This is a genomic window from Kribbella sp. NPDC023855 (genome assembly GCF_040639475.1).
Taxonomy (GTDB): Bacteria; Actinomycetota; Actinomycetes; order Propionibacteriales; family Kribbellaceae; genus Kribbella.
On the sequence record NZ_JBFAAA010000003.1, the window covers coordinates 592311 to 617189 of the forward strand.

32 protein-coding genes are annotated in these 24879 nt (G+C 68.2%); 17 read left to right on the forward strand and 15 right to left on the reverse strand.

The genetic code is table 11. The features are described from left to right. The first annotated feature begins 47 nt into the window (after positions 1 to 47). The 3 genes from AB0F51_RS13660 (at position 48) to AB0F51_RS13670 (ending at position 2367) form a co-directional block, all read left to right on the forward strand. Complete coding sequence (locus AB0F51_RS13660) at positions 48 to 437, forward strand: PPOX class F420-dependent oxidoreductase (protein ID WP_360278842.1); 390 nt, start codon at positions 48 to 50, stop codon at positions 435 to 437. A 203-nt stretch (positions 438 to 640) separates the two neighbouring features. After that, a complete protein-coding gene (gene trpS / locus AB0F51_RS13665) occupies positions 641 to 1609 on the forward strand; it encodes a tryptophan--tRNA ligase (protein ID WP_360278845.1) in 969 nt (322 codons plus the stop codon). Continuing rightward, positions 1606 to 2367 (forward strand): endonuclease/exonuclease/phosphatase family protein, encoded by a 762-nt coding sequence (locus AB0F51_RS13670; RefSeq protein ID WP_360278848.1) that lies wholly within the window; start codon positions 1606 to 1608, stop codon positions 2365 to 2367. The genes trpS and AB0F51_RS13670 overlap by 4 nt, the downstream gene beginning before the upstream one ends. Here the strand turns inward: AB0F51_RS13670 and AB0F51_RS13675 are convergent. Further along, positions 2364 to 3266 carry a TIGR03560 family F420-dependent LLM class oxidoreductase gene (locus AB0F51_RS13675; protein WP_360278851.1) on the reverse strand — a complete coding sequence of 301 codons (903 nt, stop codon included), beginning with the start codon at positions 3264 to 3266 and terminating at the stop codon, positions 2364 to 2366. The genes AB0F51_RS13670 and AB0F51_RS13675 overlap by 4 nt on opposite strands. A 10-nt stretch (positions 3267 to 3276) precedes the next feature. Continuing rightward, positions 3277 to 3663, reverse strand: a complete 387-nt coding sequence (locus tag AB0F51_RS13680) for a helix-turn-helix domain-containing protein (RefSeq protein ID WP_360278854.1) — start codon at positions 3661 to 3663, stop codon at positions 3277 to 3279. 71 nt (positions 3664 to 3734) lie between these two features. Between AB0F51_RS13680 and AB0F51_RS13685 the strand changes: the two genes are divergently transcribed. After that, positions 3735 to 4169 carry a TIGR03618 family F420-dependent PPOX class oxidoreductase gene (locus AB0F51_RS13685; protein ID WP_360278856.1) on the forward strand — a complete coding sequence of 145 codons (435 nt, stop codon included), beginning with the start codon at positions 3735 to 3737 and terminating at the stop codon, positions 4167 to 4169. A 40-nt stretch (positions 4170 to 4209) separates the two neighbouring features. On the opposite strand, the gene AB0F51_RS13690 is transcribed toward AB0F51_RS13685, so the two are convergent. From AB0F51_RS13690 to proC, 3 genes are read right to left on the reverse strand one after another with little or no spacing between them, the layout of a single operon-like run. Continuing rightward, positions 4210 to 4782, reverse strand: coding sequence for a hypothetical protein (locus AB0F51_RS13690; RefSeq protein WP_360278860.1), 573 nt, complete (start codon positions 4780 to 4782; stop codon positions 4210 to 4212). A 49-nt stretch (positions 4783 to 4831) separates the two neighbouring features. Continuing rightward, a complete protein-coding gene (locus tag AB0F51_RS13695) occupies positions 4832 to 5008 on the reverse strand; it encodes a hypothetical protein (protein ID WP_360278863.1) in 177 nt (58 codons plus the stop codon). 16 nt (positions 5009 to 5024) lie between these two features. Then, positions 5025 to 5834: a pyrroline-5-carboxylate reductase gene (proC, locus tag AB0F51_RS13700; protein ID WP_360278866.1), complete on the reverse strand. Its 810-nt coding sequence runs from the start codon at positions 5832 to 5834 to the stop codon at positions 5025 to 5027. Positions 5835 to 5941: 107 nt separating this feature from the next. Here proC and AB0F51_RS13705 point away from each other — a divergent pair, with 107 nt between their 5' ends. Continuing rightward, the gene (locus tag AB0F51_RS13705; protein WP_360278869.1) at positions 5942 to 6418 is read left to right on the forward strand and encodes a hypothetical protein; all 477 of its coding nucleotides are present in this window, start codon (positions 5942 to 5944) and stop codon (positions 6416 to 6418) included. Further along, on the forward strand, positions 6415 to 6825 hold the full coding sequence (locus tag AB0F51_RS13710; RefSeq protein WP_360278872.1) for a hypothetical protein: 411 nt from the start codon (positions 6415 to 6417) through the stop codon (positions 6823 to 6825). The genes AB0F51_RS13705 and AB0F51_RS13710 overlap by 4 nt, the downstream gene beginning before the upstream one ends. Here the strand turns inward: AB0F51_RS13710 and AB0F51_RS13715 are convergent, their stop codons facing one another. Then, the gene (locus AB0F51_RS13715; RefSeq protein WP_360278874.1) at positions 6826 to 9225 is read right to left on the reverse strand and encodes a tetratricopeptide repeat protein; all 2400 of its coding nucleotides are present in this window, start codon (positions 9223 to 9225) and stop codon (positions 6826 to 6828) included. It abuts the gene before it with no gap. Positions 9226 to 10311: 1086 nt separating this feature from the next. Between AB0F51_RS13715 and AB0F51_RS13720 the strand changes: the two genes are divergently transcribed. The 3 genes from AB0F51_RS13720 to AB0F51_RS13730 all read left to right on the forward strand — a co-directional run bounded on the left by AB0F51_RS13720 (position 10312) and on the right by AB0F51_RS13730 (position 12377). Continuing rightward, positions 10312 to 10662, forward strand: coding sequence for a hypothetical protein (locus AB0F51_RS13720; protein WP_360278877.1), 351 nt, complete (start codon positions 10312 to 10314; stop codon positions 10660 to 10662). Positions 10663 to 10818: 156 nt separating this feature from the next. Beyond that, entirely contained in the window at positions 10819 to 11775 is a 957-nt protein-coding gene (locus AB0F51_RS13725) for a hypothetical protein (RefSeq protein WP_360278880.1), read from the forward strand. Positions 11776 to 11924: 149 nt separating this feature from the next. Then, positions 11925 to 12377: an SRPBCC family protein gene (locus AB0F51_RS13730; protein WP_360278883.1), complete on the forward strand. Its 453-nt coding sequence runs from the start codon at positions 11925 to 11927 to the stop codon at positions 12375 to 12377. A 10-nt stretch (positions 12378 to 12387) separates the two neighbouring features. On the opposite strand, the gene AB0F51_RS13735 is transcribed toward AB0F51_RS13730, so the two are convergent. From AB0F51_RS13735 to AB0F51_RS13745, 3 genes are read right to left on the reverse strand one after another with little or no spacing between them, the layout of a single operon-like run. Then, entirely contained in the window at positions 12388 to 12681 is a 294-nt protein-coding gene (locus AB0F51_RS13735; RefSeq protein WP_360278886.1) for a DUF1330 domain-containing protein, read from the reverse strand. Positions 12682 to 12714: 33 nt separating this feature from the next. Further along, complete coding sequence (locus AB0F51_RS13740) at positions 12715 to 14115, reverse strand: MFS transporter (protein WP_360278888.1); 1401 nt, start codon at positions 14113 to 14115, stop codon at positions 12715 to 12717. Beyond that, positions 14112 to 14696 (reverse strand): carboxymuconolactone decarboxylase family protein, encoded by a 585-nt coding sequence (locus AB0F51_RS13745; RefSeq protein WP_360278891.1) that lies wholly within the window; start codon positions 14694 to 14696, stop codon positions 14112 to 14114. Before AB0F51_RS13745 ends, AB0F51_RS13740 begins: the two co-directional genes overlap by 4 nt. Before the next feature lie 83 nt (positions 14697 to 14779). Here AB0F51_RS13745 and AB0F51_RS13750 point away from each other — a divergent pair, with 83 nt between their 5' ends. After that, complete coding sequence (locus AB0F51_RS13750; RefSeq protein ID WP_360278894.1) at positions 14780 to 15115, forward strand: helix-turn-helix domain-containing protein; 336 nt, start codon at positions 14780 to 14782, stop codon at positions 15113 to 15115. Further along, positions 15108 to 15977, forward strand: a complete 870-nt coding sequence (locus AB0F51_RS13755; protein WP_360278897.1) for a PhzF family phenazine biosynthesis isomerase — start codon at positions 15108 to 15110, stop codon at positions 15975 to 15977. Before AB0F51_RS13750 ends, AB0F51_RS13755 begins: the two co-directional genes overlap by 8 nt. 15 nt (positions 15978 to 15992) lie before the next feature. Here the strand turns inward: AB0F51_RS13755 and nadC are convergent, their stop codons facing one another. Both nadC and nadA read right to left on the reverse strand, forming a co-directional pair. Continuing rightward, positions 15993 to 16922, reverse strand: coding sequence for a carboxylating nicotinate-nucleotide diphosphorylase (nadC, locus tag AB0F51_RS13760; protein WP_360278899.1), 930 nt, complete (start codon positions 16920 to 16922; stop codon positions 15993 to 15995). Next, positions 16922 to 17899: a quinolinate synthase NadA gene (gene nadA / locus AB0F51_RS13765; protein ID WP_360278902.1), complete on the reverse strand. Its 978-nt coding sequence runs from the start codon at positions 17897 to 17899 to the stop codon at positions 16922 to 16924. The genes nadC and nadA overlap by 1 nt, the downstream gene beginning before the upstream one ends. Positions 17900 to 17964: 65 nt before the next feature. On the opposite strand from nadA, the gene AB0F51_RS13770 reads away from it, so the two are divergent. Then, a complete protein-coding gene (locus AB0F51_RS13770) occupies positions 17965 to 18669 on the forward strand; it encodes an NUDIX domain-containing protein (protein WP_360278905.1) in 705 nt (234 codons plus the stop codon). 18 nt (positions 18670 to 18687) lie between these two features. Here the strand turns inward: AB0F51_RS13770 and AB0F51_RS13775 are convergent, their stop codons facing one another. Continuing rightward, complete coding sequence (locus AB0F51_RS13775; protein ID WP_360278908.1) at positions 18688 to 19212, reverse strand: DUF488 domain-containing protein; 525 nt, start codon at positions 19210 to 19212, stop codon at positions 18688 to 18690. Continuing rightward, entirely contained in the window at positions 19209 to 19604 is a 396-nt protein-coding gene (locus AB0F51_RS13780; RefSeq protein WP_360279733.1) for a RidA family protein, read from the reverse strand. The genes AB0F51_RS13775 and AB0F51_RS13780 overlap by 4 nt, the downstream gene beginning before the upstream one ends. 130 nt (positions 19605 to 19734) lie before the next feature. Here AB0F51_RS13780 and AB0F51_RS13785 point away from each other — a divergent pair, with 130 nt between their 5' ends. Continuing rightward, positions 19735 to 20712 carry a WYL domain-containing protein gene (locus AB0F51_RS13785; RefSeq protein WP_360278910.1) on the forward strand — a complete coding sequence of 326 codons (978 nt, stop codon included), beginning with the start codon at positions 19735 to 19737 and terminating at the stop codon, positions 20710 to 20712. Here the strand turns inward: AB0F51_RS13785 and AB0F51_RS13790 are convergent. Continuing rightward, complete coding sequence (locus AB0F51_RS13790; protein WP_360278913.1) at positions 20614 to 21318, reverse strand: hypothetical protein; 705 nt, start codon at positions 21316 to 21318, stop codon at positions 20614 to 20616. The two genes, AB0F51_RS13785 and AB0F51_RS13790, sit on opposite strands and share 99 nt — an antisense overlap. Before the next feature lie 80 nt (positions 21319 to 21398). On the opposite strand from AB0F51_RS13790, the gene AB0F51_RS13795 reads away from it, so the two are divergent. Together AB0F51_RS13795 and AB0F51_RS13800 are read left to right on the forward strand one after the other, a co-directional pair. Continuing rightward, a complete protein-coding gene (locus AB0F51_RS13795) occupies positions 21399 to 22016 on the forward strand; it encodes a TetR/AcrR family transcriptional regulator (RefSeq protein ID WP_360278915.1) in 618 nt (205 codons plus the stop codon). Then, positions 22013 to 22780: an NAD(P)-binding domain-containing protein gene (locus tag AB0F51_RS13800; protein ID WP_360278918.1), complete on the forward strand. Its 768-nt coding sequence runs from the start codon at positions 22013 to 22015 to the stop codon at positions 22778 to 22780. The genes AB0F51_RS13795 and AB0F51_RS13800 overlap by 4 nt, the downstream gene beginning before the upstream one ends. Positions 22781 to 22789: 9 nt before the next feature. On the opposite strand, the gene AB0F51_RS13805 is transcribed toward AB0F51_RS13800, so the two are convergent. Then, positions 22790 to 23554, reverse strand: a complete 765-nt coding sequence (locus tag AB0F51_RS13805) for an inositol monophosphatase (RefSeq protein WP_360278921.1) — start codon at positions 23552 to 23554, stop codon at positions 22790 to 22792. A 117-nt stretch (positions 23555 to 23671) separates the two neighbouring features. Here AB0F51_RS13805 and AB0F51_RS13810 point away from each other — a divergent pair, with 117 nt between their 5' ends. Together AB0F51_RS13810 and AB0F51_RS13815 are read left to right on the forward strand one after the other, a co-directional pair. Then, positions 23672 to 24307 carry a maleylpyruvate isomerase family mycothiol-dependent enzyme gene (locus AB0F51_RS13810; RefSeq protein ID WP_360278924.1) on the forward strand — a complete coding sequence of 212 codons (636 nt, stop codon included), beginning with the start codon at positions 23672 to 23674 and terminating at the stop codon, positions 24305 to 24307. A 13-nt stretch (positions 24308 to 24320) separates the two neighbouring features. Next, a complete protein-coding gene (locus AB0F51_RS13815; protein ID WP_360278927.1) occupies positions 24321 to 24878 on the forward strand; it encodes an NUDIX hydrolase in 558 nt (185 codons plus the stop codon). Position 24879 lies beyond the last annotated feature (1 nt).

Consider the following 24879-nt stretch of genomic DNA (forward strand, 5'->3'; position numbering starts at 1 on the left):
AGCCCCGGCCTTGACCTCAACCCCTGTTCAGGTTGCAGGGTGACCGGATGAGCATCTTCAGTAGCGGCGAGCTGGACTACCTGCGCGGCCAGAAGCTGGGACGGCTGGCGACGAAGGTCCCGGACGGGACCGTCCAGAACAACCCGGTCGGGTACTTCGTCGCCGACGACCACATCGACATCGGCGGCCACGGCATGGGCGCGAGCCGGAAGTTCCACAACGTGCAGGCCGATCCCCAGGTGTCGCTGGTCATCGACGACCTGTCCACCGAGCACGGCTGGCAGGTCCGCGGGATCGAGATCCGCGGCCGGGCCGAGGCCATCTCGGACGTGACTCCGCCGATGCCCGGTTTCAGCCGCGAGATCATCCGGATCCACCCCGAGCGCATCCTCAGCTGGGGCTTCGAGGGGTCCAGCCGCCGCAACGTGGCGTCCTGACCGGCTCCGGCCGCCGGCACCGGCGGGAGTGGCGGGCGGGTCGTAGTACGGGCTATGGTTTTGGGGTGAACACGCAGACCTTGCAGCAGTGGTGGGCCGCTTAGGCGGACCCCCGGCGTTCACACGCATCCAAAAGGCCGCCTCGCCGAGGCGGCCTTTTTGTTTGCCCGTCGGTCGGTGAGGCCCGATCGACAAGGAACCTCATGACCTCGCTCTCCGGTATCACCCCGTCCGGCCGGCTCACCCTCGGCAACCACCTCGGCGCGCTGCGGCGGTTCACCGACCCGGACGGTTTCTACTTCGTCGCGAACCAGCACGCGATGACCACCAAGCACGACCCCAAGCGGCTGGCCGCGCTGACCCGCGAGATGGCCACGTTGATGCTCGCGGCCGGACTTCCACCGGGCACGGTGTTCGTCCAGTCCGACGTCCCGGCTCACGCGCAACTCGCGTACCTGCTCGAGTGCACCTCGTACGTCGGGGAGCTGTCGCGGATGATCCAGTACAAGGAGAAGGGCCGGGGCAGACCGATGACCCGGGCGTCGCTGTTCACCTATCCGTGCCTGATGGCGGCCGACATCCTGCTCTACGGCACGGACCGCGTCCCGGTCGGCGGTGACCAGGACCAGCACGTCGAACTGGCCCGCGACATCGCGATCCGGTTCAACCGGGAGTACGGCGAGACATTCGTCGTCCCGCAACTGCAGAAGGCCGCGCTGGCGATGCGGATCAAGGACCTGCAGAACCCGACGGCGAAGATGAGCAAGTCCGACGAGGACAACGCGGTCGGCACGATCCGGCTGCTGGACCCGCCGGACGTGATCCGCCGGCAGATCATGCGCGCGGTGACCGACTCCGACGGCGAGGTGCGCCACGACGAGGCGGCGAAACCTGGCGTCACCAATCTGCTGGAGATCCTGGCTGCCTGCACCGACGGCGATCCGGTCGAGCTGGCGAAGAGCTACTCGACGTACGGGGCCTTGAAGACGGATGTGGCTGATGCCGTGCTGGCGGTGATCGAGCCACTGCAGAAGGAGTACGCGCGACTCGCGTCCGACCCGGCCGGGCTCGACGCTGTGCTGGCCGAAGGTCGCGATCGGGCGATCGAGGCCAGCGCGCCACGACTCCGGGCGGCGACTCGCGCGATGGGTTTGGCAGGATCGTCGGTGTGAGCTTGCTTCTGCGCCTGGCGACGTTCAACATCCGCAACTCCTCGGCGCCGGACGGCGACGACTCGTGGGTACTGCGTCGCGAGGCGGCCGCGGGCGCGATCGAGGGGCTTGCGGCCGATGTGGTCGGGCTGCAGGAGGTGCTGCCCGACCAGTTGGAGTACCTGCGCGAGACGTTCCCGCAGTACGAGATCGTCGGTGCGGGACGGGACGACGGCCGCGCTGGCGGTGAGCACTCGGTGGTGATGGTCCGGCGGGGCGACTGGCGGGTGGAGTCGCACGAGACGCGTTGGCTGTCCGATGAACCGGCGACGCCTGGGTCGGTCGGGTGGGATGCGTCGCTGACTCGGATTGCCACGTTGGTTCGGTTGAGGCATGAGGGCGGCGCGCTGGCCGGGATCGCGAACACGCACTACGACCACCTGGGCGAGGTCGCTCGGGTGGAGTCGTCCAAGTTGCTCGACCGCTGGACGGCCGGCGAGCCCGATCGGCATTGGGTCCTAGTGGGCGACCTGAACGTCGAGCCGGGATCGGCGCCGTTGAAGGCGTTGCTCGATGCTGGGTGGCGGGACGCAGTACCGGCGGAGGCGGGTGGCACCTTTCACGACTTCACCGGCGCGACCGACCAGGAACGCATCGACCACATCCTGATCGGCAAGGGCTGGAAGGTAGTGGACGCCGAGGTGTCGCACGACCGGCCCGGCGGTCGCCTGCCGAGCGACCACTGGCCGGTTGTTGCGACACTGCAGCTCGCTGTTTAGAGCTTGTTGAAGACCTCTTCGCGGAGGCGCTCCAACGCGTCGAAGCGACGCGAACCGCTACCCAGGAAGCCATCTGGGACCAGGAACTCGTCGATCCCGGCCGCCGGATAACGCGCGACCGTGTCGAGCACGTACTCCGCGGAGCCCATGATCGTCGGCTGACCGGCGGCCATCCGCCGGTCGCGCCGCTCCTCGGCCTCGGTGTCACCCGGAACCAGGATCTCGATGATCGCCTGGGTCGAGCGGCGCACGGTCCACGGGTCGCGGCCGATCCGCTCACAGTGCTCGCGGAAGACGTTGCCCTTGTGCTCGGCGACCTCGGGCAGCCCCCAGTGGTTCCATTCGTCCGCGTACTTCGCAACGATGCCCAAGGCAACCTTTTCACCGGAGGCGCCGATCAGGATCGGCAGCTTGGCCGGCTTGGGCTCCAGCGGCGCGTTGCTGAGTTGGTAGTACTTGCCGTCGAAGGTGGTCCGCTCCTGGGTCAGCAACCCGGTGAACACCTGGCAGGCCTCTTCGAACCTGGCCAGCAGCTCCTTCACCGGCGGTAACTCGATGCCGTAGACCTGGTGCTCGTTGACCTGCCAGCCGGCGCCGATCCCGAGCACGAACCGGCCGCCGCTCATCTGGTCGAGCGTCGCCGCCTGGTTCGCCACCACGGCCGGATGCCGGTAGGTGTTGCCGAGCACCATCGAACCGATCCGCACCCGCTCAGTACGGACGGCGAGACCGCCCAGCAGCGCGAGACACTCGTTCAACGGAAGCGACAGGTCGTCGCCGTTCACCATGAAGTGGTCGGCCACCCAGACGCCGTACCAGCCGGTCCTCTCCGCGTACTCCGCGCCTTCGAGTACTTCCTGCCAGGTCCGGGCCGTGCTCGGCCACAGGGAAAAGTCCATGCCCCCGAGCTTAGGCACTCTCCTGGGCTGACTCCGTGCTTTCTGCGCTTTCCTGGGCGGCGAGCACAGCCTCGCCGTTCATGGCGGCCCAGCTGGTCAGCATCCGGATCGGCTCCATCAGGCTGGCGCCGAGCTCGGTCAGCTCGTAGTCGACCCTGGGCGGTACGCCGCCGTAATCGGTGCGGGTCACGAGGCCGTTGAGCTGCAGGCGGCGCAACGTCTGGGTGAGGACCTTCTTCGAGATCCCGCCGATCAACGTGACCAACTCGCCGTGCCGCCGGGGCCCTTCGCTGAGTCCCCAGAGCACCACGACGGACCACTTGTCGGCGATCACCTCGACCGCCAGTCGCGCCGGGCAGTCCGCCAGGAAAACGTCACCGCCACCGATCCCGTCCACGGCGCCAAGGGTACCCAGGGGTTCCCGTTGCGCTGTCTACCGTCGGACGAAACCGCGAGAAAGGACTAACCGTGATTCCCCTGCCGCAGAGCACCCACCGGCTGTTCGAGACCGACAACCACGTTGTCCTGGTCACCGTGGATGCCGACGGTTCCCCGCAGGCGTCGCTGGTCTGGGCCGAGCGCGACGGCGACCAGGTACTGATCGGGATGGAGGGCTACCAGCGCAAAGCGGGCAACCTGCGCCGCGATCCCCGGGTGACGCTCGTCATCGAGGACGACCAGCCGAGCCGGCGCGGACTTTCGCAGTACCTGGTGATCCGTGGGCGCGCCGAGGTGATCGGGCCGGACATCGGCGAGGAGTGGACGGCGCTGATGGACAAGCAGGCGCAGCGGTACCTCGGCAAGGACTACCCGTTCGAGAACCGGTACTCCGAAACCGCGGTGATCGCGCGGATCACCCCGGAGAAGATCACCGGCGAAGGGCCGTGGGCGGCGCGGGGTTAGACGAGTTGCCCCGGCGGCGCGGGTCAGCCGAGTTGCGGGCTTAGACGAGTTGCCAGCGGATGAGGAAGGCGCCGACGGCGAGGACGAGATAGGACAGCACGAAGACGACACCGATGCCGGGACGCGGGCGGGACCGGCGTACCGGGCGGGCGCCGGCGGCTTCGCGCGCGGCCTGCATGACCGCGGCGGCGTGGGCGGCCTGGCCGGTCGCGATGCCGTTGATCTCGTTCTCGTCCTTGCCGCTGGTCAGCACGACCGCGTCGTCGACGATCTCGATCTCGTCGACGTCCTGCCAGGCGAGGCTGCGGACGAGCAGGCTGGTCCGGGCCTTCAGCGCGGTCTCGGTGATCTCGACGCGGTACAGCACGACCCCACCGGCGACCCGGACGACCGAGGCCCCGATCAGGGTGAACAGGCCGACCGCGAGAAAGTCCCGGGCGCCCATCCACAACCACGAGTTCAGCGCCGGTACGGCGAGGAACGGGACGACGAAGAGGGCCCACGCCCACCACGGCGCCGGATCCAGCGGCACCCGCCAGGGCAGCGCCTCGCCGGAGGGCTGAGCGTCAGGGCGTGCGGCAGCGTCGTCGGTGCCACCCGAACGATTTCCCATGGGCGAGACGTTAGACCCATCAGCCCCAAGCAGCTGACCCGACATCGACTTATCCCTTGAACAAGGCCCAGGCCGTCGCAGCGACGACCGCCGCGGCCGCCGGCAGGAAGACCGCGGCACCCCAGGATAACGACACCCGGTAACTGGTCAACGCCGAGGTGCTATAACCCCGCAGCCGCTCCACCACCCCCGCCACCTGCTCAGCCGACGGCCCACCATTCTTCACGCTGAACTCGGACGGGTTACTCGGCGGCAAGGGCGCGGGAGCGGTTGCGGGCGGCTTCGATGGCGGACAGGAAGGCGGCGCGGACCTTGTGGTCCTCGAGTTCGCGGATCGCGGCGGCCGTCGTACCGCCCGGGGAGGTGACGCGTTCGCGCAGTACGGTCGGGTGTTCGCCGGTTTCGCGGAGCAGCTTGGCCGAGCCGACCACGGTCTGGACGACCAGCTCGGTCGCGGTCGAGCGGGGCAGGCCCATGTGCACGCCCGCCTCGATCATCGACTCGACCACGAAGAAGATGTACGCCGGACCCGAACCCGAGATCGCGGTGACCGCGTCCTGCTGCTTCTCCGGCACCCGGATGACCCGGCCGGTCGCGGCCAGCAGCCCCTCGGCGAGCACCAGGTGGCTCTCGTCGCAGTGCGCTCCGCGGGAGATCGCCGCCATCCCCTCGTCGACCAGAGCCGGCGTGTTCGGCATCACCCGGACGACGGCGACGCCCTCGGGCAGCCGCGACTCGATGAAACTCGTGGTGATCCCGGCCGCCAGCGAGACGACCGTCTGTTCCGGGCGGACCGCCGGGGCGATCTCGGCGAGCAGCTCGGGCATGTCCTGCGGCTTGACCACCAGCACCAGTGTGTCCGCCTTCGCCGCGGCCTCCACGTTGGTCAGCACGTCCACGCCGTACCGCTCGCGCAGCTCGGTCGCGCGCTCCTCGCGGCGTTCGGTGATCAGCAACTCCTCCGGTCGCCGCCCGGCCCGCAGCAGCCCGGACAACAACGTCTCGCCCATCACACCCGCGCCGAGGATGGCCACCTGCCCGTTCGTACTCATGCCGTCAGGTTAGCGCTGCCGCTGTTCGACTTCGTTCGAATTCCGGGACCGGCCACTTCGTGGGATGCACGCTGATCCGGCAATCGCCCCCACCGAAAGGATTCTCCATGCCCCGTCCCGCCCTCAAACGGGTCCTCGCGGCCCTCGCCGGCACGGCGATGATCTCCCTCGGCGGCGCCACCGTCGCCGCGGCTGCCCCGGCGCCCGCTCCCGCCCCGCAGCTGGCCGGTACGGCGTCGGCCACCACCGCCCTGGCCGCCGGGCCGACCAACTGCATCGGTATCGCCACCTCCTGGGCCGCCACCTGCTACCAGTGGGACGGCGACGACCAGTGGGTGCGCGACCTGGACCCGAACGGCTGGACCGCGATCGTGCACCTCGAGACCAACTACGGCAAGACCCGCGAGTGCGCGGCTCCCGCTGCCGCGGACGGCTGGAAGGAATGCGGGTTCGACCACCGGGAGAGCGAGTGCGTGCGGTTCTTCCTCTATGAGAAGAAGGGCACCAGCCTCGGCCGGTTCAGCGCCTGGTCCGACTGGTACAGCACCTCCACCGGCAACCGCTGCATCTTCGGGTCCCCGTGACCGGCACCATGCGCCGGGCGCGAACGGCTATCGGCGCGGCCGGCGGTGCGTTGCTCTTGATCGCCGCCAGCGCCAGTACTGCGGCCGCAGCCGGGCCGGACCACTCGCAGTGCCGGATGTTCACCGCGCCGTACGGCGCCACCTGCTTCCAGTGGGTCGGCGACAAACAGTGGGTGCTGGACAGCGACGAGAACGGCTGGGCAACCGTCGTCCACGTGCAGACCAACTACGACAAGGACCGGTACTGCCAGGCCTTGCCGGCCGCCGGTGGTTGGGACTACTGCGACTTCGACCACATTGAAGGCAAGTGCGTCCGCTTCAAGTTGTACGAGGCAAAGGGCAGTGACACCCGGGGCGAGACCGGGTGGAGCCCTTGGTACGGCACGGAGTACGGCTGGCCCTGTTGATCAGGTGAGTTCGTGGGATGCGGACAGGGCCGCGGACGCGCGGTCCTGTTCGTACCGGTCTTCGATGCGCTCGGCATCCTCCAGCGCGATCCGGTGCTGCACGATGGCCTCCGCGACCCGGCCGGCCGCGGACAGGGCGTGGCCGTAGTCGTTACGGACCTCGATGGTGAACGGCCTGCTGCCGAGACGGACGGCCATGTCGAGCGCCTGCTGGTGCAGGGCGAGCGCCTCGTCGATGCGGCCCGCAGCGACCTGCAGGCGGCCGAGAGAGTTCAGGCTGTCGCATTCGCTGTTGACGAAGGACAACCGGCGCGCCAACTCCAGCGACTGCTCGTAGCCCTGCCACGCCTCGTCCAGCCGGCCGAGCGCCTCGTGCGCGGCCGCCACGTTGTTGAGGGCAAACGCCTCCTCGAAGGTTTCCGAACCCAGCTTCCGGCTGATCGCCAGCCCTTCCTCGAACAGCTTCAGCGCGACCTCCGGCCGGCCTCGCCGCAACTCGGGCCAGCCTTGCCCGGACAATGCCGACGTCATACCACTGAGGTTGCCCTCGGCATCGAACAACAGGAAAGCCTCCCGTTGGCAGGCGATCGCGGCCTCGTAGTCACCCAGACGATAGTGGCCTAGAGCAACATTCGACAGTCCGCTCGCTTCGCCGACCCGGTTGCCCGCCAGCCGGGCGTAGTCCAGCGCATGCTGGTACGCCGCGCGACCATCGGCGTACCGGCCGAGTCGCCAGTACAGTGCGCCGAGGTTGTTGTAGGAGCGGCCGCGTTCGTAGTTGGACCGTGCGCAGCGGATCGCGGTCAGATGCAGAACCTCGGCTCCGGTGAAGAGGCTCGCCGTACCGAGGTAGTACATCAGCATCGCGGACAACGCGGTCGCGTACTCCGGCCGGCCGTGGTCCGCGGCGTACAGGGCGGTGGCGATCAGGTTGGGTCGCTCGAGGTCGAGCCAGGCGCGTCCGTCGTCGCGGTCGGCGAACTGGCGTTCTGACAGACCGGCCCGCTCGGTCAACTCGATCCGCGCCTGGTCGTGTGGCGCGTACGCGGTCGCCGCCGTGGCGAGTGTCTTGCGGTAGTAGTCGAAGAGGCCGTCGAGGGCGGCACGGCGTACCGAGGCAGGGTCCTCGTCCCTCGACTGGTCGGAGGCCAGGAGGCGTACCAGGTCATGGAGTTCGTACCGGCCGGATCCGTGCTCCTCCAGCAGATTCATCTGCACGAGGTTGGCCAGGTGCTGTTGTGCCGACTCCCGGTCCGTTCCGGCCAGCGCGGCAGCGGCGTACACGTCGAAATCCCGGCCGGGATGCAAGGCGAGCAGCCTCAGCAGACGGCGAGTCTGGATCGGCAATGCCTGGTAGGACAGGGAAAGCGAGGCCGCGACACCGTCGTCGAGTCTCAGCCGAGCCGTGTGCTCCTGCAGCCGCTCGAGATGGTCGCCGAGCGTCCACTCGGGTTGCGCTTTGATCCGACCGGCCAGCGCTGCGAGCGCCAGCGGGAGGTGTCCGACCAGCTCGGCGATCTGGACCGCCGCTTCGGGTTCATCGTCGACTGCGGCGCCTGCCGCCCGGCGGATCAGCACTGCCGACTCGGATGGTTCGAACACTTCGAGGTTGATCCGGTAGGCGTCTGGGGATGCGGTAAGGCGCCGTCGACTGGTGACGAGCGTGAGGGCGCTGTCGGCGAGGAGCGGCTGCACTTGGTCGTCGGAGGCCGCGTTGTCGAGCAGTACTACGGTCCTGCGCCCAGCGACGAGCTCGCTGAACAATCCCGAGCGAGCCGACAGGTCGAGCCCATGGATGCGGCTGCCCGGGACACCGAGCCGGCGCAGGAAACCATCGAGCACTGCGCCGGGATCGGCGGGCGGCCGGGCTGGGTCGTAGCCGCGCAGATTGACCGAGAACTGCAGCTCGACATCAGGCACCTGACTCGCGACCCGACCTGCCAGGCTGGTCTTGCCCACTCCTGGCATCCCGTCGATCAGCACGAGGTGGTGCGTCTCCAACGCGGCTAGCGCAGCCGCGATCGTCGACGACCTGCCGATGAAGGAGAACTCGTCGGACTCCACCCGGTCGGCAACATGAACCACCGAGGCATCGGCCGCGAGCCCCGAAACCACCTGATGAGCCTGCCGCCACTCAGCCGCCCGCGACTCGTTCCCGAGCACCGCCCGGGCGATGTCGACCACCAGTTCCACATCCAACCGCGTCCGCCCCGGCGACAGACACCGGTACGTCGTATTGAACGCCGGCAACTCGGCGATCCCCCGCTCCTGCCGAGACCGCACCACCCGCCGATGGATCTCCCGATACGACAACCCCGACCAGACCTGTAGCTCCCGCAACCGCGCCCCCAGCTCACCGACCGTACGCACCCCACCCGGCGACGGAGCCCCAGCCTCCACCCACACCCTCCCCAGATCCGAAGTGGTCTACTTTAGAACCCCCTCGGCCCACCCCCGCCCCTTCCCGAAAACTGCTCACATCTAGCCGGGTACTACGCCCACGCAGCCTCCGACGCCGCTCCTACGTCGCGGTCTCGTTCGCCAGCTCCCACCCATCCGGAGTTGGCGCTCCTTCGTCGCGCAGTTCGACCACAGAGGCGGCGCGCCGGTTGGGCAAGCGGAACGCGGTGGTGTGATTGCGCGCGGCGCCGACTCGGAGCGGACTCGTCTCGGGCGGCCCGGGGTCCCGTTGGCCGCCAACCTGTCGCGGAGGCCGGCCTGGGCCTGGCGAACAGCTCTGAGCTAACCCCGGCCCCCTCCGAGATTCCCGAGTCCATGGGCGCTCCACTGGAAACCCAGCCATGAGCAACTCCGTGGATCTCACCAGCCGCGCTCGAACCAAGGCCGTCGCACCCGGACGGCGCATCGAAGATGCCTGTTATACCTAGGGCGTGACAGCTGCCGAAATGCCTGTGATCGTCGGGACGGTCGGATCGCTGCTCGGCAAGACTGCGGCGGCCTGGCGTGCGCCTGAGTTCGGGCTGTCGGATGCGGACCGGCTTGTCGTCGCGTTCAGCGATGGCAGCGCCGCGTTTGTCAAAGGGGCGACGACCGAAGAGACCGCGGGCTGGTTGCGCAACGAGCACCGGGTCCTCGATCACCTGCGAGGCACCAGCCTCGCTCCCGAGGTTCTCGGCTGGCAGGACGACGGCACCGGACAGCCGTTGCTCGTGACGGAGGACCTGTCCGCCGCCTACTGGCCTGCGGCCGGCGCCGAGAATCCGGGCGGCGGCACGTCGACGGTCTGGCGACCCGGCGACATCGACGTTCTCCGCCGCACGCTCGACCGTTTGCGCCGAGTGCCGCTCCCTGCCGACCTGCCGCGGACGAACAGCTGGCCGGGACCACAGTGGCCGCGTTATCGAGCTGGCCGACCGGCTTGTCGAGGTCGGTGTCGTCATCCCCGGCTGGCTCGAGGCGAATGCCGAGACTCTGACCGCCGTCGACGCGGAGGCGGACACCGCTCTCGAGCTCGGTGCGTACCTGGTGCACGCGGACGTCCGCAGCGACAACGTGTGCATCCTCAGCAACGCCGGCGAGCGCGAAGTTCGCCTCGTCGACTGGTCGCACGCCGGAGCCGGCCACGAGTCGCACGACCTCGTGCAGCTGCTCCCCACGCTTCACCTGGAGGGTGGGCCGCCGCCGTGGCAGGTGTGCACCGAACCCGCACCCCTCATCGCGAGGCTTGCAGAGCCGTCGCTGCAGCGCGCCTGCGTGAGCGAGCAGCCAGATTGGCTCCGTCGGGTGTTCGCCGACCTGGCGTCGATCAACCTGAGGTGGCTGGCGGCGGTCCTCGGGCTGCCACTGCCCGAGCCGGATCAACACACGCCCAGTTGATCGCTCTGGTTCCTGCCGTGCTTCGGCGCACTCCGATCCTGGTTGCAGGTTGTTGCAAACCCGTTCTGGTACAGCCCGTGAGTCGCTAGGTTGATCGGACATTCGTCGGTGCGAGAAGCCCTCGGGGGGCATCGAGTACCTAGGGAGAAGTTACAGATGAGAATTCGTCGTTTTGCTCTTGCGGTGGCCGGGCTGAGCCTGGTCACGGGGGCTGTGGCGGCCAACCAGGCCACCGCAGAGGTGCAGGGCAAGCCTCAGCCGCGGGCGGGGGTGCTGGGAGAGCCCACGGCCAAGGCGCAGACTGCCGCGGGGGCCTGCCGGGTCGATGTCGGTGCCGTGACTGCCACCGGTCAGAACGGTGGCTACCGGATCACCGCGACCAAGCCGGTGACCGCGGCGCCGTACGAGGCGTACAAGCTGTTCGGTATCCGCGCCAGCTCCACCTGGTTCGCCTGGGCGGGGTCGGGCACCACCAAGTACTACTCCGGCCTCGTCCTGGTGAGCGGCAGCCTGTACGCCACCGCCGAGTCGTACAAGACTCCGACGTCACCTCCGGTGGTCAGCTCGAAGAGGCTCGGCACCGGCTGGGGTAGCTTCAACTCCCTGGCGAGCTCGCGCTACGTCAACGCGGCGGGTTACGTCGAGAACATGTTCCTCTACGGCCTGAACACGAACGGCACGCTGTACCGCTACAGCATCAACCGCCCGACCGGTCCGGTCTCGGCCGCCGGTAGCGCGCTGGGCTACAGGTCGTTCAAGTCGATCACCACGATCGCCGAGACCGCGACCTACGACACGCTGCTCGGGGTCACCAAGACCGGCGCGATCTACACCATCCACCTCCCCAAGACGCGGCAGCTGAAGGGCACCCTCAAGTTGGTCCGCACCACCGGCTTCGGGGCCTACCACCAACTGGTCGCCGAGCGCTGCGGCAACAACGGCGGCACGCTGCTCACCGGCTTCAACAACACCGCCAGCACGGCCACCGTGTACGCCCTCAGCAAGGCGAACGGCTCGAAGACCATCGTCAACACGATCGGCAGCGTCGCGCTGCCGCAGAACGGCACGGTCCACATGCGGTACATCACCAACACCCAGCTGATCGGCGAGTGACTTTCGCCCGATGCGCTGAGCAACGATTCGTAGTACCGGCAGAAGCCCAGGTCACTCGACCTGGGCTTTTCCCTTGATTGCGCGGTGCGGTTGCTGGGGTGACGATGGGAATCCGAGGCAGTGCTCTACAGCCAGTTGGAGTGATCCTCATGTCTGAGCGTCACATTTTGGTGCAGCGCCGGATGGCCGCGGCGCCGGAGTCGGTCTGGAACCTGTACGCCGACTTTCCGCATCTCGCGGACCATTGGAAGGGCCTCAGGGCCACGAAAGCCGTCGGCGGGCAGACCAGCGGCGTGGGTGCTCGCCGCCACGTCGACCTGAAGCCGATCGGCAGCATGGAGGAAACCGTCACCACCTGGGAGGAGGGTCGCAGGATCGACACCCGCAACCAGGCGAGCGCTTCGGTGCCGTTCAAGCAGGCGGAGTCCACCCTCACCCTCGAGCCCGACGGCGACGGGACGCTGGCCACCTTCGACTACCGCTATGTGCCCCGTGGCGGCCCGCTCGGCCGACTCACCGGCCCGATGATCGACAAGATGCTGACGGCAACCTTCACCGACATGCTCACCGCAACCGAGGAGGCCGCCCGCACCGACGGATAGTCGCCGACTGTCAGTCGATGCCTTCGACGATGCGGAAGTCGCGCTCGACGCCGTCGGACAGGGCGACCAGCGCCTCCTGGTAGGCCGCACTCTCGTACGCCGCGACGGCCTGCTCGAAGCTGTCGAACTCGACCAGGACGGTACGCTCGGCGATTCCGGCGTCATGCGCCACGACCCGACCGCCACGGACGAGGGTCCGCCCACCCGCGGGACGGACGGCCAGACCTGCCAGCTCGTTGTAAGCAGCCAGCTTCTCAGGGTCTGAAATGGTGCGGTAAACGCTGACCCAGTAGCCCTTGGGCATGGAACCTCCAGTGTTGGGATGAGTGCATCTGACTTACGGGTTGGACTCGGACGAGCGTCGGCGGGCCAGAGCGAGGCTTGTCAGCGTCGCGATCGCCATGGCGCCGATGCCGACCAGCGCCGCGGTGGTGTACGCGCTGTCGTCGGGGAAGAGGTGGCCGGGGCTGGTGCCCGCGGCGAGGATCAGGCCGCCGATGGCGCTGCCCAGGGAGTACCCGACGCTGCGGACGACATAGTTGAAGCTCATGGCGCTCGACGTCTCGCTCCTGGGGGTGACGGCCAGGATGACGCCGGGCATGGCGGCCGTGAAGCCGCCGACGCCGAAGCCGAGCACGCCCATCGCCACGAACACTTCGGGCAGGTTCGACCGGGCCGCCGCGAACAAGGCGAACCCGCCGCCGACCACGACGGCACTGCCGGCCAGGAGCAGGGGGTCGGCGATCCGCGTCCGGGCCCGCGGCGTGAGCTTGCCCGCGACGAACCCCAGCACCGAGAACGGGATGAGGATCAGCCCGGCGACGAAGGTCGTCAGCCCGAAGCCGTAGCCGGCCCCGTGCGGCGTCTGCGCGTACCGGGTGATGAGCGTGAGCAGGAGGTACATGCCGATCCCACCGACGAACATGGCGAGGTTCGCCCCCGCGACCGCCGGGTGCCGGACCGCCCGCACATCGACCAGGGGCGTCGTACTGCGCAGCTCGATCACGGCCCAGACGCAGAGCAGCACCACCGCGACGACAGCGAGGCCCGCCGCCACGGCGAGGTGCCGGCTCCACAGGCTCCTCTCGCCGGCCAGGAGCAGGACGAGGAGCAGTCCACCCGCCAGGACGAGCGCACTGGCCACGTCCACGTGAGCGGAGCGGCCTTCGGGAGCTGCGGGGATGGAGCGCCACGCGGTGACGAAGGCGACGGCGGTGACGAGCAGACCGAGGCCATAGGCGGCGCGCACCCCGCCGAACTCGGTGACCAGGCCCGCGAGGGGGTAGCCGACGCCCACCCCGATGATCGAGACCACCGAGATCAGGGCGATGGTGGCCGCGCTGCGCGCCTCGGGGAGATGGTCGCGGGCCACGCCCATCATCAGCGCCGTCAGACCGAGTCCCACACCTTGGGCAGCCCGGCCGACGAGCAGCCAGGCGAACGGGAGTGGGAGCACGGTGAGCGCGCTGCCCGCGACGACGACCGCCAGCGTGACGAGAATCGTGGCTCGTCGGTGTGGGCCGGCTCCGAGCCGGCCGAGGACGGGTGTGGCGACGGCGCCGCTCAGTAATGGGATGGTCAGCGTCCACTGCGCGCTGTCGAGCGAGACGTGGAACGTGGTCGCCACGCTGGTGATGAGCGGCGCCCCGAGGCTGGCGACTGCTGCCACGACCAGGGCGATGAACATCAGGGCGGGGACCAGCAGCCGCGCCTCGGACTGCTCCCGGGTAGGGCTCACCGGTCGGTCGCGGTCGTGATGGGGAGGAAGTCGGCGAAGCGGGGCGCGCCGGGCTCGTGCGGCACACGCGCGGCGCGCGCGGCGAAGCTGACGGCGTGGTACCACCCGCACAGCAGAAGCAGATCGAGCAGCTGGAGCTCGTCGAAGACCGACACGAGCCGTGTCCACAGCGCGTCATCGATGTCGGAACGCTCGTGCAGCGCGTCGACGGCGAGGATGAGCAGCCGTTCCCGCTCGGACGTCCAGCACTCGTCAGTGGCGCCGCCGTGCACCAGGGATGCCGACTGCTCGCGGGTGAGCCCGATCCGTTCGGCGAACGTCATCATGTGCACGCCCCACTCGTACTCGCAGCCGCACAGCGCGCACGTCCGGTCGATGGCGAGCTCGCGCTCACGCATGGTCAGGGTCAGCTGCCGGCCCAGCTCATAGCGCCCCCATCCGTGCATGGCGTCGGCCATCGGGAGGTTTCTGGCGAACATCCGGAACAGCCCGATCGGCGGCACGTCCCCGGGCATCATGCGCCCGAGCAGCGCGCCGGCCTCGTCGGCGTACGGCGGTTCCAGCAGGGCTATTCGCGACATCGGCGCTCCCGGTTGAGGTTGTTTCTAAATCAGAAACACGGAGTGGATGCTAGTGTTTCGAATAACGAAACACAAGGAGGACCATGCCGACACCGCGCCCAGGCACACCGGTTCGTGGATCGACGACCGGCCGCCCGATCATGGCCGCGATGGACCTCTTCGGTCGTCGGTGGGCACTGCGGATTCTCTGGGAGCTGCGGTCGGGCCCGCTCGGCGCCCGCGCGCTGCTGGCGCACTGCGAAGGAATGTCCTCCAGTGTCCTCTACCAGCGGCTGCGCGAACTCACGGCAAGCGGGATCATCGCCTCTTCAGCCGACGGCTACGAGCTCACTCCCCTGGGGGCAGCGCTCAGTCATGCCCTCCGACCGTTCGACGAATGGGCGACCACCTGGGCGCAGGCGCAAGAACAGGATGAGTAGGCACGGTCTGCCCGTCACGATCGTCCGCGCATGTCTGCGCGACGGCCAGGGCGGTAGTCCCACCGCGGTACTGGACGAGGCGCCGTTGAGTGACGACGAACGCCGTCGTGTGCCGGCTGCGATAGGAACGTCGCACGCGGTCTTCGTGTCGGTGCACGACAGCCGACGGGGTGGTCCGGTCGTTTCCCTCCGCTTCTTCACCGCCGAGGGAGAACTGCCCGGGTGCGGTCATGGGACGGTTGCCGCGCTGGCCTTCCTGGCCGAGCGCGCAGGGGGCCAGGAGTATCGAGCCACCATCCACGCGGGAGGGCGTGTCTTCACTGGTTGGTCCGCGAGAGAGAACACTCATTTCAATACCGCCTTCGATCCTGGGCCCGTAGACCTCCGCAGGCCCACAGCGATCGAGTGCGACCTTGTCCTGCCCGCACTCGGTGTCACCCCGGGCACACTCGCTCCCGGCACTCGCGTCGCCTCAGTGGGGCGGTCGCGGTTGCTGGTTCCCCTTACTACGCGATCGGCTCTCACCACCCTCAGCCCAGACTTCGAACGGCTCCGTGACGCCTGCGACCGGCTCGGTTTCCTGGGCTGCTACGCCTACTCGGTGCCGACGCCCAGCGGCCGCGCCGCCGCCCGCATGTTCGCCCCGTCGATCGGCGTCGCGGAAGACATCGCCAACGCCAACAGCACCGCCTGCCTCGCTGCGCACCTGGCCGGCGAGGGCATCAGCGACATCGCTGTCGACATGGGTGACTCCCTCGGCAGTCCTTCCACGATCACCGCCACCGCACAGCACGACGCGTCGGGGCTGCTGGTCCGCTTGGGTGGCGCCGCAGATGTCACACCCAGCATCCGCATGCCCTAGCCGGCCCATAGCAGCTCAGTGTTCTCGCGGTCTCGGACGAGATCCAGGGGCCGGGGTGACCAGCAGACTGATGTCGAGTGCGCTGGCGGAGTGGGTGATGGCGCCGACCGAGAGGGCGTCGATGCCGGTGGCAGCGATGTCGGCGATCGTGTTCAGACTGATGGTGCCGGAGGCTTCGAGCCGGCAGGCGGACCCCGAAGCGTCGCGCTCCTTCACGACCAGGGCGACGTCTTCGGTGGACATGTTGTCCAGCATGATCCACTCGACCTCGCAGTCGAGCGCATCGCGGGCTTCGGCCAGGGTGGTGACCTCGACCTCGATGGCCAGCTCCTGGCCTTCCGCAGCCATGCCGTCGCGGACTCGTCGAACGGCCGACCGTACTCCGCCCGCCGCGGCGAGATGGTTCTCCTTGAGGAGCACCATCGTGGCGAGGTCGAGTCGGTGATTGGTCCCGCCGCCGCAGGTCACGGCGTACTTGTCCAGCACCCGGAGGCCGGGGGCGGTCTTCCGGGTGTCGAGGAGCCGCACGTCGCATCCGCCGATCGCGGCCACGAAGGCCGACGTGAGGGTGGCGATCCCCGACATCCGCTGGACGAAGTTCAGTGCGACCCGCTCGCCGGTGATGATCGAGCGGGCCGGGCCACTGATCGACGCCAGCAGCTGTCCAGGAACGACTGCGTCGCCGTCGGCAACGGCCGGCCGGACAACGACGGTGGAGTCGACCTCGTCGTACACACTCTGTACGACGGACAGCCCGGCGACCCGTCCCGGCTGTTTGGCGATCATCGTCGCCTCGACGCGCAGCGCCGCCGGGACGCTCCAGCGCGTGGTCACGTCGTCCGCCGCGTGATCCTCGGCCAGTGCGGCCCGGACCGCGGCCAGGACCGAAGCTGTCGCTGGTTGCCCGAGGAGCGTCCCCTCGTCCGTACTGCGCCTGGCGGTCATCACGCGGCCGCGGGCTTGCCGATGGCAACCATCCGCTGGACCGAACGCCTGGCCCGCTCGGCGATCTCGCTCGGCAGCTGGATCTCGTCGCGGCCCTCGCGCAGGCACCGGAGCAGCAGTTCCGGGGTGATCATCTTCATGAACCGGCACGACGCCTTCGGGTTCACCGGGACGAACGTCGTGTGCTGATTCACCTTGCGCAGCTGGTGCAGCATGCCGATCTCCGTGGCGACGAGGGCGGTCTCGGCCTTCATGCCGCGGGCGGTCTCCAGCATCCCCGCTGTGGAGAGGATGTGGGTCCGCTCGGCCGGCAGGTCGCCCCGCCCGGCCAGCCAGATCGTCGACGACGCACAGCCACACTCGGGATGAACGAGGACCTCGGCGGTGGGATTGGCCGCGACCTGGGCGCGTAGGTCGACCGGGCTGATACCGGCGTGCACATGGCACTCACCCATCCACACCTCGATGTTGTCCCGGCCCGTCTGCCGCCGGACGTGCTCCCCGAGGAACTGGTCGGGCAGGAACAGCACCGGCTGATCGCGTGGGATCGAGTTGACGACCTCCACGGCGTTGGACGACGTGCAGCAGACGTCGGCCTCCGCCTTCACCGCCGCACTGGTGTTGACGTAGGCAACTACCGCTGCACCCGGGTGCTGGGCCTTCCAGGCACGCAACTGATCCGCGTCGATGGTGTCCGCCAGAGAACAGCCTGCCTGGGCGGTAGGGATCAGCACGGTCTTGTCGGGGCTGAGCAGCTTGGCGGTCTCGGCCATGAAGTGCACGCCGCAGAAGACGATCGTGCCGGCGTCGGTCCCGGCCGCGATCCGGGACAGCGCGAGGGAGTCGCCGACATGGTCGGCGACATCCTGGATCGCCGGCTCCTGGTAGTTGTGGGCGAGGATCACTGCGTCCCGCTCCCGGGCGAGGCGGCGTACCTCGTCCTGCCAGTGGGTCGATCGAGTCTCGGCAATAGTCACGTCGCTGTCCTTTGAGAGGTTTTCGCTTCACAGGCGATAACTAGGATGACGATACCATCGGCGACGTGGCGGCAACCAAGGAAGGTGATCGGGTTAACTTCCCCAGTTATCCCCACGAAGTACTCGCGGTGGTCCTCTCCGTCCGCGACGGCAGGCTGTGCGTCCTGCTGTGGAAGCGCGCCCGGAGCCCGCACCGGGACCGATGGGCTCTTCCCGGTGGCGGTGTCGAGTCCACCGAGAGGTTCCGGGAGGCCATCACCGGGCACCTCGCCGCGAAGGTCGACGTCCGCGACGTCGCCCATCTGGAGCAGCTGGCCACCCACAGTCGAGTCGACCGTGATCCTCGGGCCCGGGTGCTGGCCACCGGCTATCTCGGCCTGGTTCCGTCCGACGTCCAGCCGGACCTTCCGTCCGACACGGCCTGGCATCCGGTCGAGGACCTGCCGCGGACCGCGTTCGACCATCACTACTTCATCGACGCTGCGGTCGGGCGGCTGCGCGCGAAGCTCTCGTACACGAACATCGGGTTCGCACTGGCTCCGCTCGAGTTCACCATCGCCGAGCTGCGGGATCTCTTCGGTGCGGCGCTGGGCTACCAGCTCGGCGCCACGAATCTCACCCGCGTCCTGACGCGCCGGCACGTGATCAACCCAACCGACCGGCGCGCCAGCTCCGGCCAGTCCGGCGGCCGCCCGGCCACCGTCTACAAGTTCGTCACCCGCGAACTAACCGTCACAGACCCCTTCGCCATCCTCCGCCCGCCCCGATGATCCGGGGTCAGCTGCGTTCTACTTCGGGTGGAGGTGCTTGATCGGTATGCCGTGTTCGGTGTGGAGGCGGGTGGCTACGAGGGAGCGGTGGCATGCGGCTGGGTCGCGTTCTACGCAGAAGAGGGCGCTCACCGAGTTGGGCGGGAGGTCTGACACGAGGGCGGCTAGGTCGTAGGGGTTGAGGATTTCTTGGGTGTAGCGGGCGGCGTACGACGGGGCCAGGGTGGTGCGGTTGCGTTTGCCTACGCCGTTGCGGGCGTCTTCGGCGTACTGCAGGTGGCGTAGTTCGGTGGTCGGCGCGAGTTCCTTCAGGTGGCGGTAGTCGATGGCTGCTTCCGCTAGTGCTTGCTGGAGACGGGCCGAGTTTGCCCAGGAGTACTCAGGACCCCGTACGCCGCGGCGTTGGCGGAGGTCGAGGAGTAGATCCACGCCGCCGTCGGTGAGCGTTTCCAGGAAGGTTTCGACTGTGAAGCCGTAGACGCCGATCGTGACCATTTTGAGCACGTCAACCTGGTACCCACCGAGGCGGCGTGGTTGTGTCATGCGACGGCGGTGGCCTCGAGTTCGACCATCAGGTCCGGGATCGCCAGCCTGGTCACGCCGAGCATCGTGGTGGGCGGAGCGACGCCGGCTGCTCCCAGCCTCGACGCCAGTACGCCGTAGTGCTGGAAGAGCAGGTCGACGTCGGTGGTGTAGACGTTGAGCCGGACGAGGTTCGCCAGGGACATGCCCGCCTCGCCGAGGACGGCCTCCAGGTTGTCGAGGCTCAGCGCCACCTGCGCCGCCATGTCACCGGCGTGCTCGGGTTTGCCGTCGGCGCTCATCGCGGTCTGGCCGGCGCAATATAGGGTCCGGGTGTGCCCGGAGACGACCTCGCCCTGGTTGTAGCCCAGCTCGCCGGACCAGGCCCACGGGTTGACCGTCGTTCGTTCCACTGCCACATCAGCTCCATTGGTTTCATCGGGGACGTCCCGCGGCTCCGGTAGCCGGTACTTCGACGTCGTGCTGATCAGCCTGCCAACGAATCACGACATCTTCTGTCGTGTATCTCGGTAGAGTTTCCGCATGCGCGCAGACCGGTTGGTTTCGCTGGTCTTGTTGCTGCGCCAGCGCGGTCGTTTGTCTGCCGAGACGCTCGCCAGCGAACTCGAGGTGTCCACCCGCACCGTGCTGCGCGACATCGAGGCACTGTCGGCGGCAGGCGTCCCGGTGTACGCCGAACGCGGCCGGTACGGCGGGTTCGAACTGCTGCCCGGCTTCCAGACCGAGCTCACCGGACTGAACCACGAGGAAGCCCTCGCCCTCGTGGTTGCCGGATCACGTCGCGGCGCTCAGGCATTCGGTCTCGGCTCGGCGCTCGCATCCGCGATGCTCAAGGTGCTCGACGCACTGCCCGAGAGCTACCGGGACACCGCCGCCGGCGCGGCCCAGCGATTGCTCATCGACCCAGAGGCTGACCTGCTCGCCCGACGGCCGGTCACCGAGGAGGTGCCCGACACCGTCGTGGCCGAGGTCCGGCGCGCAGTACTGGCCGGACACAAACTGCGCATCCAGTACGCCGCTTTGAACCGCGCCCCCGAGTGGCGCACGGTGGACCCGATCGGGTTGGTCACCGTCCGCGAGAAGAGCTACTTGCTGGCAACCAAATCAGGGGCCGACCGCACCTATCGGCTGTCCCGGATCTTGGCCGCCGAAGAACTCTCCGAGCCCGCTGAGCGGGCGAACCAGGTTGATCTGGACCAGGCCTGGCAGGAACGCAGCGTCCGGTTCCGCAGCGGCGGCGACGACCAAGTCACCGTACTGGCCAGAGTGAGCCCGACCCGCCGAGAGGAACTGGTCGGCACCGCACTCGCCGTCCTCGCCGAAGAAACCGAACCAGACGGCTGGCTGCGACTCGAAGTCACCTTCCAGGACGCCAGACATGCCGAGTGGGCGCTATGGCAACTATCCACCGGCGCGCAGGCCCTTTCCCCCGAATGGCTCCGTACCACCCTCCGCAACCGCGCCGCCACCCTCATCACGTACTACGAACCGCCCTCCTGATCCCCCGGGTTGACCTGCTTGGCCTCGGTGCGTCTCGACGATGCCGAGCCAGATCGCCCAGGTGGGGTAGGCGACAAAGATCCCGAGCCAGCCGAGTTGCCCGAGCCAGATCCAACTGGGCGCGGTCGCCATGTCGTCGTACCGGAGGAGAACTCCAGGCAGGGTGACCACGCCTAGGGACATCAGCCCGCCGGCCACAACTCCCAGCGATCGGAGTCGACGAGGCCACTCGGCGGCCTGAGCCCTGCTGCGGTTGATGGTCACAAGCCACACGCCGATTCCGGCGAAGCCCACGCTCGACACGAGCCCGGCGAGGAAGTACCCCGTTGTCTCGGAGACCACGAGTGCTGACCCCGCCACGGTGATCGCTGCGCCGACGGTTGCCGCGCCGACGGCGAGGTCGCCGGTGCGGCCTTCGACGTACCGGCGGAGCCGCCAGGCCAGGGCCGCGCTGAGTACGCCGACCGTGGCGTTGCCGATGTCGTTGATCGTCCCGAACGGGCCGCGGACGAGGAAATACGTTCCGAGCGAGACCGCGCTGCCGGCGGCGATGACGCCTAGGGCAACGGCCAGCCGGCCTGTTCCTCGAGTTCCTGCGTTGTCCATGCCGACCTCCACCCCGCTCCCCTTTCTGCGAGTATCATTTGGCTGCCACCAGCAGTCAATAGAATGCCGAGGAAGGCCGCATGCCTCGTCCTTACAATCTCGGCCGGCGGGCCGCCCCGAAGGCCGAGAACCGGTCCCGGATCATCGCCGCGGCCCTGGAGATCTTCCGCGAGCGCGGCCTGGCCGCCGCGTCCAACCTCGCGATCGCCCGGGCCGCGGACGTCGCGCCGGCCACCGTGCGCAACCACTTCCCGCAGCAGGACGACCTGGCCCAAGCGGTCTTCGAGGCGATGCTCGCCGAGCTCCGGGTCCCGACTGCAGCGATCTTCGACGGTCTCGGCAGCTTGCGCGAACGCCTCGAGCGGCTGGCCCGCGAGCTCGCGTCCTTCTACGAGCGAAGCCGACCCTGGTGGCGCGCCTACGAACGAGAACCGGAACTCATCCGCGCATGGGGCGGCGGAGTCGACCAGTACTACGCCGACGTCGAGCGCCTGATGCGAACCGCCCTCGGTGACCTGTCGTCGGACGAACGATCGGTGGCGGTCGTTGCCTCAGTCATCGGTCCACCGGCATTCTTCGCCCTCAAAGAACGCGGCCTCACCTCAGACGAAACCATCGAGCTGACCCTCGAACTCGCACTCCCCTGGCTGGAAAGACGCCACCAAGACCTGACGACGGAAAGAGGAGCGAAGCGGTGAAGCGCATTGGCATCATCGGAGTGGGAGAAATCGGCCGGGCCATCGTGGACGGTCTGTATCACCAGGGCGATGGGGAATTCGACGTGTTCCTCTCGCCCCGGGGAGCTCGTGCGGCGGCGGAGCTTTCCACGCAGTACAAGCAGGTGCGCGTGTGTCCTGACAACCAGGCGGTGGTCGACCAGTCCGAGATCGTGATCATCGCCATACGCCGTCAGGATCGGCACGAAGCGCTCGGCGGCTTGACTGTTCCCGACGACAAGATCCTGGTCAACGTGATGGCCGGCGTCGGCACCGAAGACCTGCGCACCTCGCTGACCACCGATGCCCCGATCGTCCGGGCGATTCCGCTGCCGGCCATCCGCGAACGCCGCTCCGTCACGGTGACCTGCCCGTCCCATCCGGAGGTGGATTCCCTCTTCGAGTTGCTGGGCGGAGCTCTCCCGGCCGCGGACGAGCATGCCTTCAACGTCTTCTCCGCGGTGACCGGGACGCTGACTGCCCACCTCCAGTACCTCACCACCGTCGCGGCGTGGGCGGCCGGTCATGGGATCGCCTCCGACGACGCGGAACGCTATGTTCGCGGCGTGTTTCGGGAGCTCGGTCGCGCACTGGGTGACGACAACCGCACCTTGCAGCAGCTCGCGTCCGACCATGAGACGCCGAGAGGAAGCAACGAGCGCATTCGCACGACCTGGTTCACTTCTGACAACTCCGCAGCCCTGACGCAGGTGCTCGACGGCCTTCTCGCTGACCTCGAAAAATAGACCTGAGCTTCAGGGATGTGCTGAGTAGCCGAGTGCGGTCAGCAATTCCTGGTGCAAGTTGGCGTTGGAGTAGAGGCCGCCGCCTTGATCGCCTGCGCGTCCGCCGGTGCGGTCGGTGAAACGGCCGCCGGCTTCCTCGACGATGAGGATCCAGGGTGCGTGGTCCCAGAGGAAGTAGCGCTCGACCAGGAACCCATCGATCTCGCCGCGGACGAGTTCGACGAGCGGTAGCGGGCTGGCCGGCGGGCGCACCACACCAGCGGAAAACCGCGCTCTCGACGCGTCGTCCAACGCAGCAAGGCGAGCGCCGGCCGTCGACGAAGTACTGCTGACTTCGAGTCGCTGCGGTTCGGCCTCGTCGCGCGGCCAGGAGGACTCGAAAGCACCGCCTCCCCGAGTCGCCCACCAGCAACGTCCCAGCGCAGGAGCTGCGACCACGGCAATTTCGATGCTCCCGGCAACTTGTAGCGCGAGCTGCACCCGCCAGTTCGGATCCCGCCCGCTGAAGAACCTCGTACCGTCGATCGGGTCGATGACCCAGACCCGCTCGGAGTCACCGAGCCGCCCGAACTCCTCGCCGAGAAGCGCATCGCCCGGCCGCGCCACGGACAGCGTCTCGCGGATCAACCGCTCGACCGCGCGATCCGCCTCGGTCACCTGCGTGCCGTCATCCTTCAGCGCAACCGAAACCCCGGCCTCGAAGTACGGCAGCGCGAGCTTCGCCGCCAGATCAGCGGTGTCGAACGCAAGCTGTAGATCATCGCCCCTGTCCACTTCCCCGACGCTACGTCAGCAGGCACCGCTCGGGAAAAGAGGAATTCCACTCCTCGGGCGATGATTCCGCGGCGCCGGTCCGGTCTTACCGGAAACCGATCCGACAGGAGACCCGCGATGAACGACCTCTGGAAGCTGATCCACGCCGAGCGCGCCGCCTTGGCCGACGACCTGGTCGGGCTGACTGACGACCAGTGGGAGAGCCAGTCGCTCTGTAGCGATTTCACCGTGCGCGAGACCCTGGCCCACCTCACCGCGGGCGCCAGCCTGAATCCCGTCCGATGGATGGCCGGCGTGATCCGCTGCCGCTTCGACTTCGACAAACAGGTCGCGTACCGACTGGCCGACCACCTCGGCACCTCACCCACCGAAACCCTCGAACGCTTCCGCCGGATCATCCCGAGCACCACAAAGGCACCGATCCCGGTGATCGCGATGCTCGGCGAAACGATCGTCCACGGCGAGGACATCCGCCGCCCCCTCGCCATCCACCGCGACTACCCCATCGCCACCATCACCCGCCTGGCCCAGTACTACGCGGGCTCCGACCTCGTCGTCCTGGCAAAGAGCCGCATCCGAGACCTACGCCTAGTCGCCACAGACGGCCCTTTCACCACAGGCACCGGCGACTTGATCACCGGCCCCACAATCGCCCTCACCCTGGCCATGACAGGCCGCACCACGTACTGGACCGACCTCAAAGGCCCCGGCATCAACCTCCTCCGCACCCGCTCGGCCGGAGCTGCCAGTTGAGTAGGGTCATGTCGTGGCATCCGAGGGCGACGAAGTAACACTCTGGAAGGTCCACGGCGAGCGGCTGATCGACAACACCCGGCGACTGCAGCTGAGCATCGCGTCCGTCGAACTTCCCGACGGCGTCCAGTTCGAGCAGTACGTACTACGGATGCCCAAGGCCGCCATGATGGTCGTCCTCGACGAGAAGCACGAGAACGTCCTGATGATGTGGCGGCACCGCTTCATCATCGACCGCTGGGTCTGGGAACTCCCCGGCGGTTATGTCGACCCCGACGAGGATCCAGCCGTGACGGCCGCCCGCGAGGTCGAGGAAGAGACCGGCTGGCGCCCGAAGAACGTCGAGCCGTTGGTAGCTCTGCAGCCATCAGTAGGCACGACCGATGCCGAGAACCTCCTCTTCGTCTCCCACGGCGCCGACCACATCGGCGACCCCACCGACATCAACGAGGCCGAACTCGTCGAGTGGGTCCCACTCAGCTCGATCCGCGCTCGCATCGAAGCCGGCGAAATCGTCGGCGCGGCATCTCTTGTGGGTCTACTTCACGTGCTGGCGTTTCCCCCAGGCTGAT

Coding starts and splice junctions, on each gene's coding strand:
- AB0F51_RS13660 (WP_360278842.1), top strand. CDS start 48: ATGAGCATCTTCAGTAGCGGCGAGCTGGACTACCTGCGCGGCCAGAAG.
- trpS (WP_360278845.1), top strand. CDS start 641: ATGACCTCGCTCTCCGGTATCACCCCGTCCGGCCGGCTCACCCTCGGC.
- AB0F51_RS13675 (WP_360278851.1), bottom strand. CDS start 3,266: ATGGACTTTTCCCTGTGGCCGAGCACGGCCCGGACCTGGCAGGAAGTA.
- AB0F51_RS13690 (WP_360278860.1), bottom strand. CDS start 4,782: ATGGGAAATCGTTCGGGTGGCACCGACGACGCTGCCGCACGCCCTGAC.
- proC (WP_360278866.1), bottom strand. CDS start 5,834: ATGAGTACGAACGGGCAGGTGGCCATCCTCGGCGCGGGTGTGATGGGC.
- AB0F51_RS13705 (WP_360278869.1), top strand. CDS start 5,942: ATGCCCCGTCCCGCCCTCAAACGGGTCCTCGCGGCCCTCGCCGGCACG.
- AB0F51_RS13725 (WP_360278880.1), top strand. CDS start 10,819: ATGAGAATTCGTCGTTTTGCTCTTGCGGTGGCCGGGCTGAGCCTGGTC.
- AB0F51_RS13730 (WP_360278883.1), top strand. CDS start 11,925: ATGTCTGAGCGTCACATTTTGGTGCAGCGCCGGATGGCCGCGGCGCCG.
- AB0F51_RS13735 (WP_360278886.1), bottom strand. CDS start 12,681: ATGCCCAAGGGCTACTGGGTCAGCGTTTACCGCACCATTTCAGACCCT.
- AB0F51_RS13745 (WP_360278891.1), bottom strand. CDS start 14,696: ATGTCGCGAATAGCCCTGCTGGAACCGCCGTACGCCGACGAGGCCGGC.
- AB0F51_RS13750 (WP_360278894.1), top strand. CDS start 14,780: ATGCCGACACCGCGCCCAGGCACACCGGTTCGTGGATCGACGACCGGC.
- AB0F51_RS13755 (WP_360278897.1), top strand. CDS start 15,108: ATGAGTAGGCACGGTCTGCCCGTCACGATCGTCCGCGCATGTCTGCGC.
- nadC (WP_360278899.1), bottom strand. CDS start 16,922: ATGACCGCCAGGCGCAGTACGGACGAGGGGACGCTCCTCGGGCAACCA.
- AB0F51_RS13775 (WP_360278908.1), bottom strand. CDS start 19,212: ATGACACAACCACGCCGCCTCGGTGGGTACCAGGTTGACGTGCTCAAA.
- AB0F51_RS13785 (WP_360278910.1), top strand. CDS start 19,735: ATGCGCGCAGACCGGTTGGTTTCGCTGGTCTTGTTGCTGCGCCAGCGC.
- AB0F51_RS13790 (WP_360278913.1), bottom strand. CDS start 21,318: ATGGACAACGCAGGAACTCGAGGAACAGGCCGGCTGGCCGTTGCCCTA.
- AB0F51_RS13795 (WP_360278915.1), top strand. CDS start 21,399: ATGCCTCGTCCTTACAATCTCGGCCGGCGGGCCGCCCCGAAGGCCGAG.
- AB0F51_RS13810 (WP_360278924.1), top strand. CDS start 23,672: ATGAACGACCTCTGGAAGCTGATCCACGCCGAGCGCGCCGCCTTGGCC.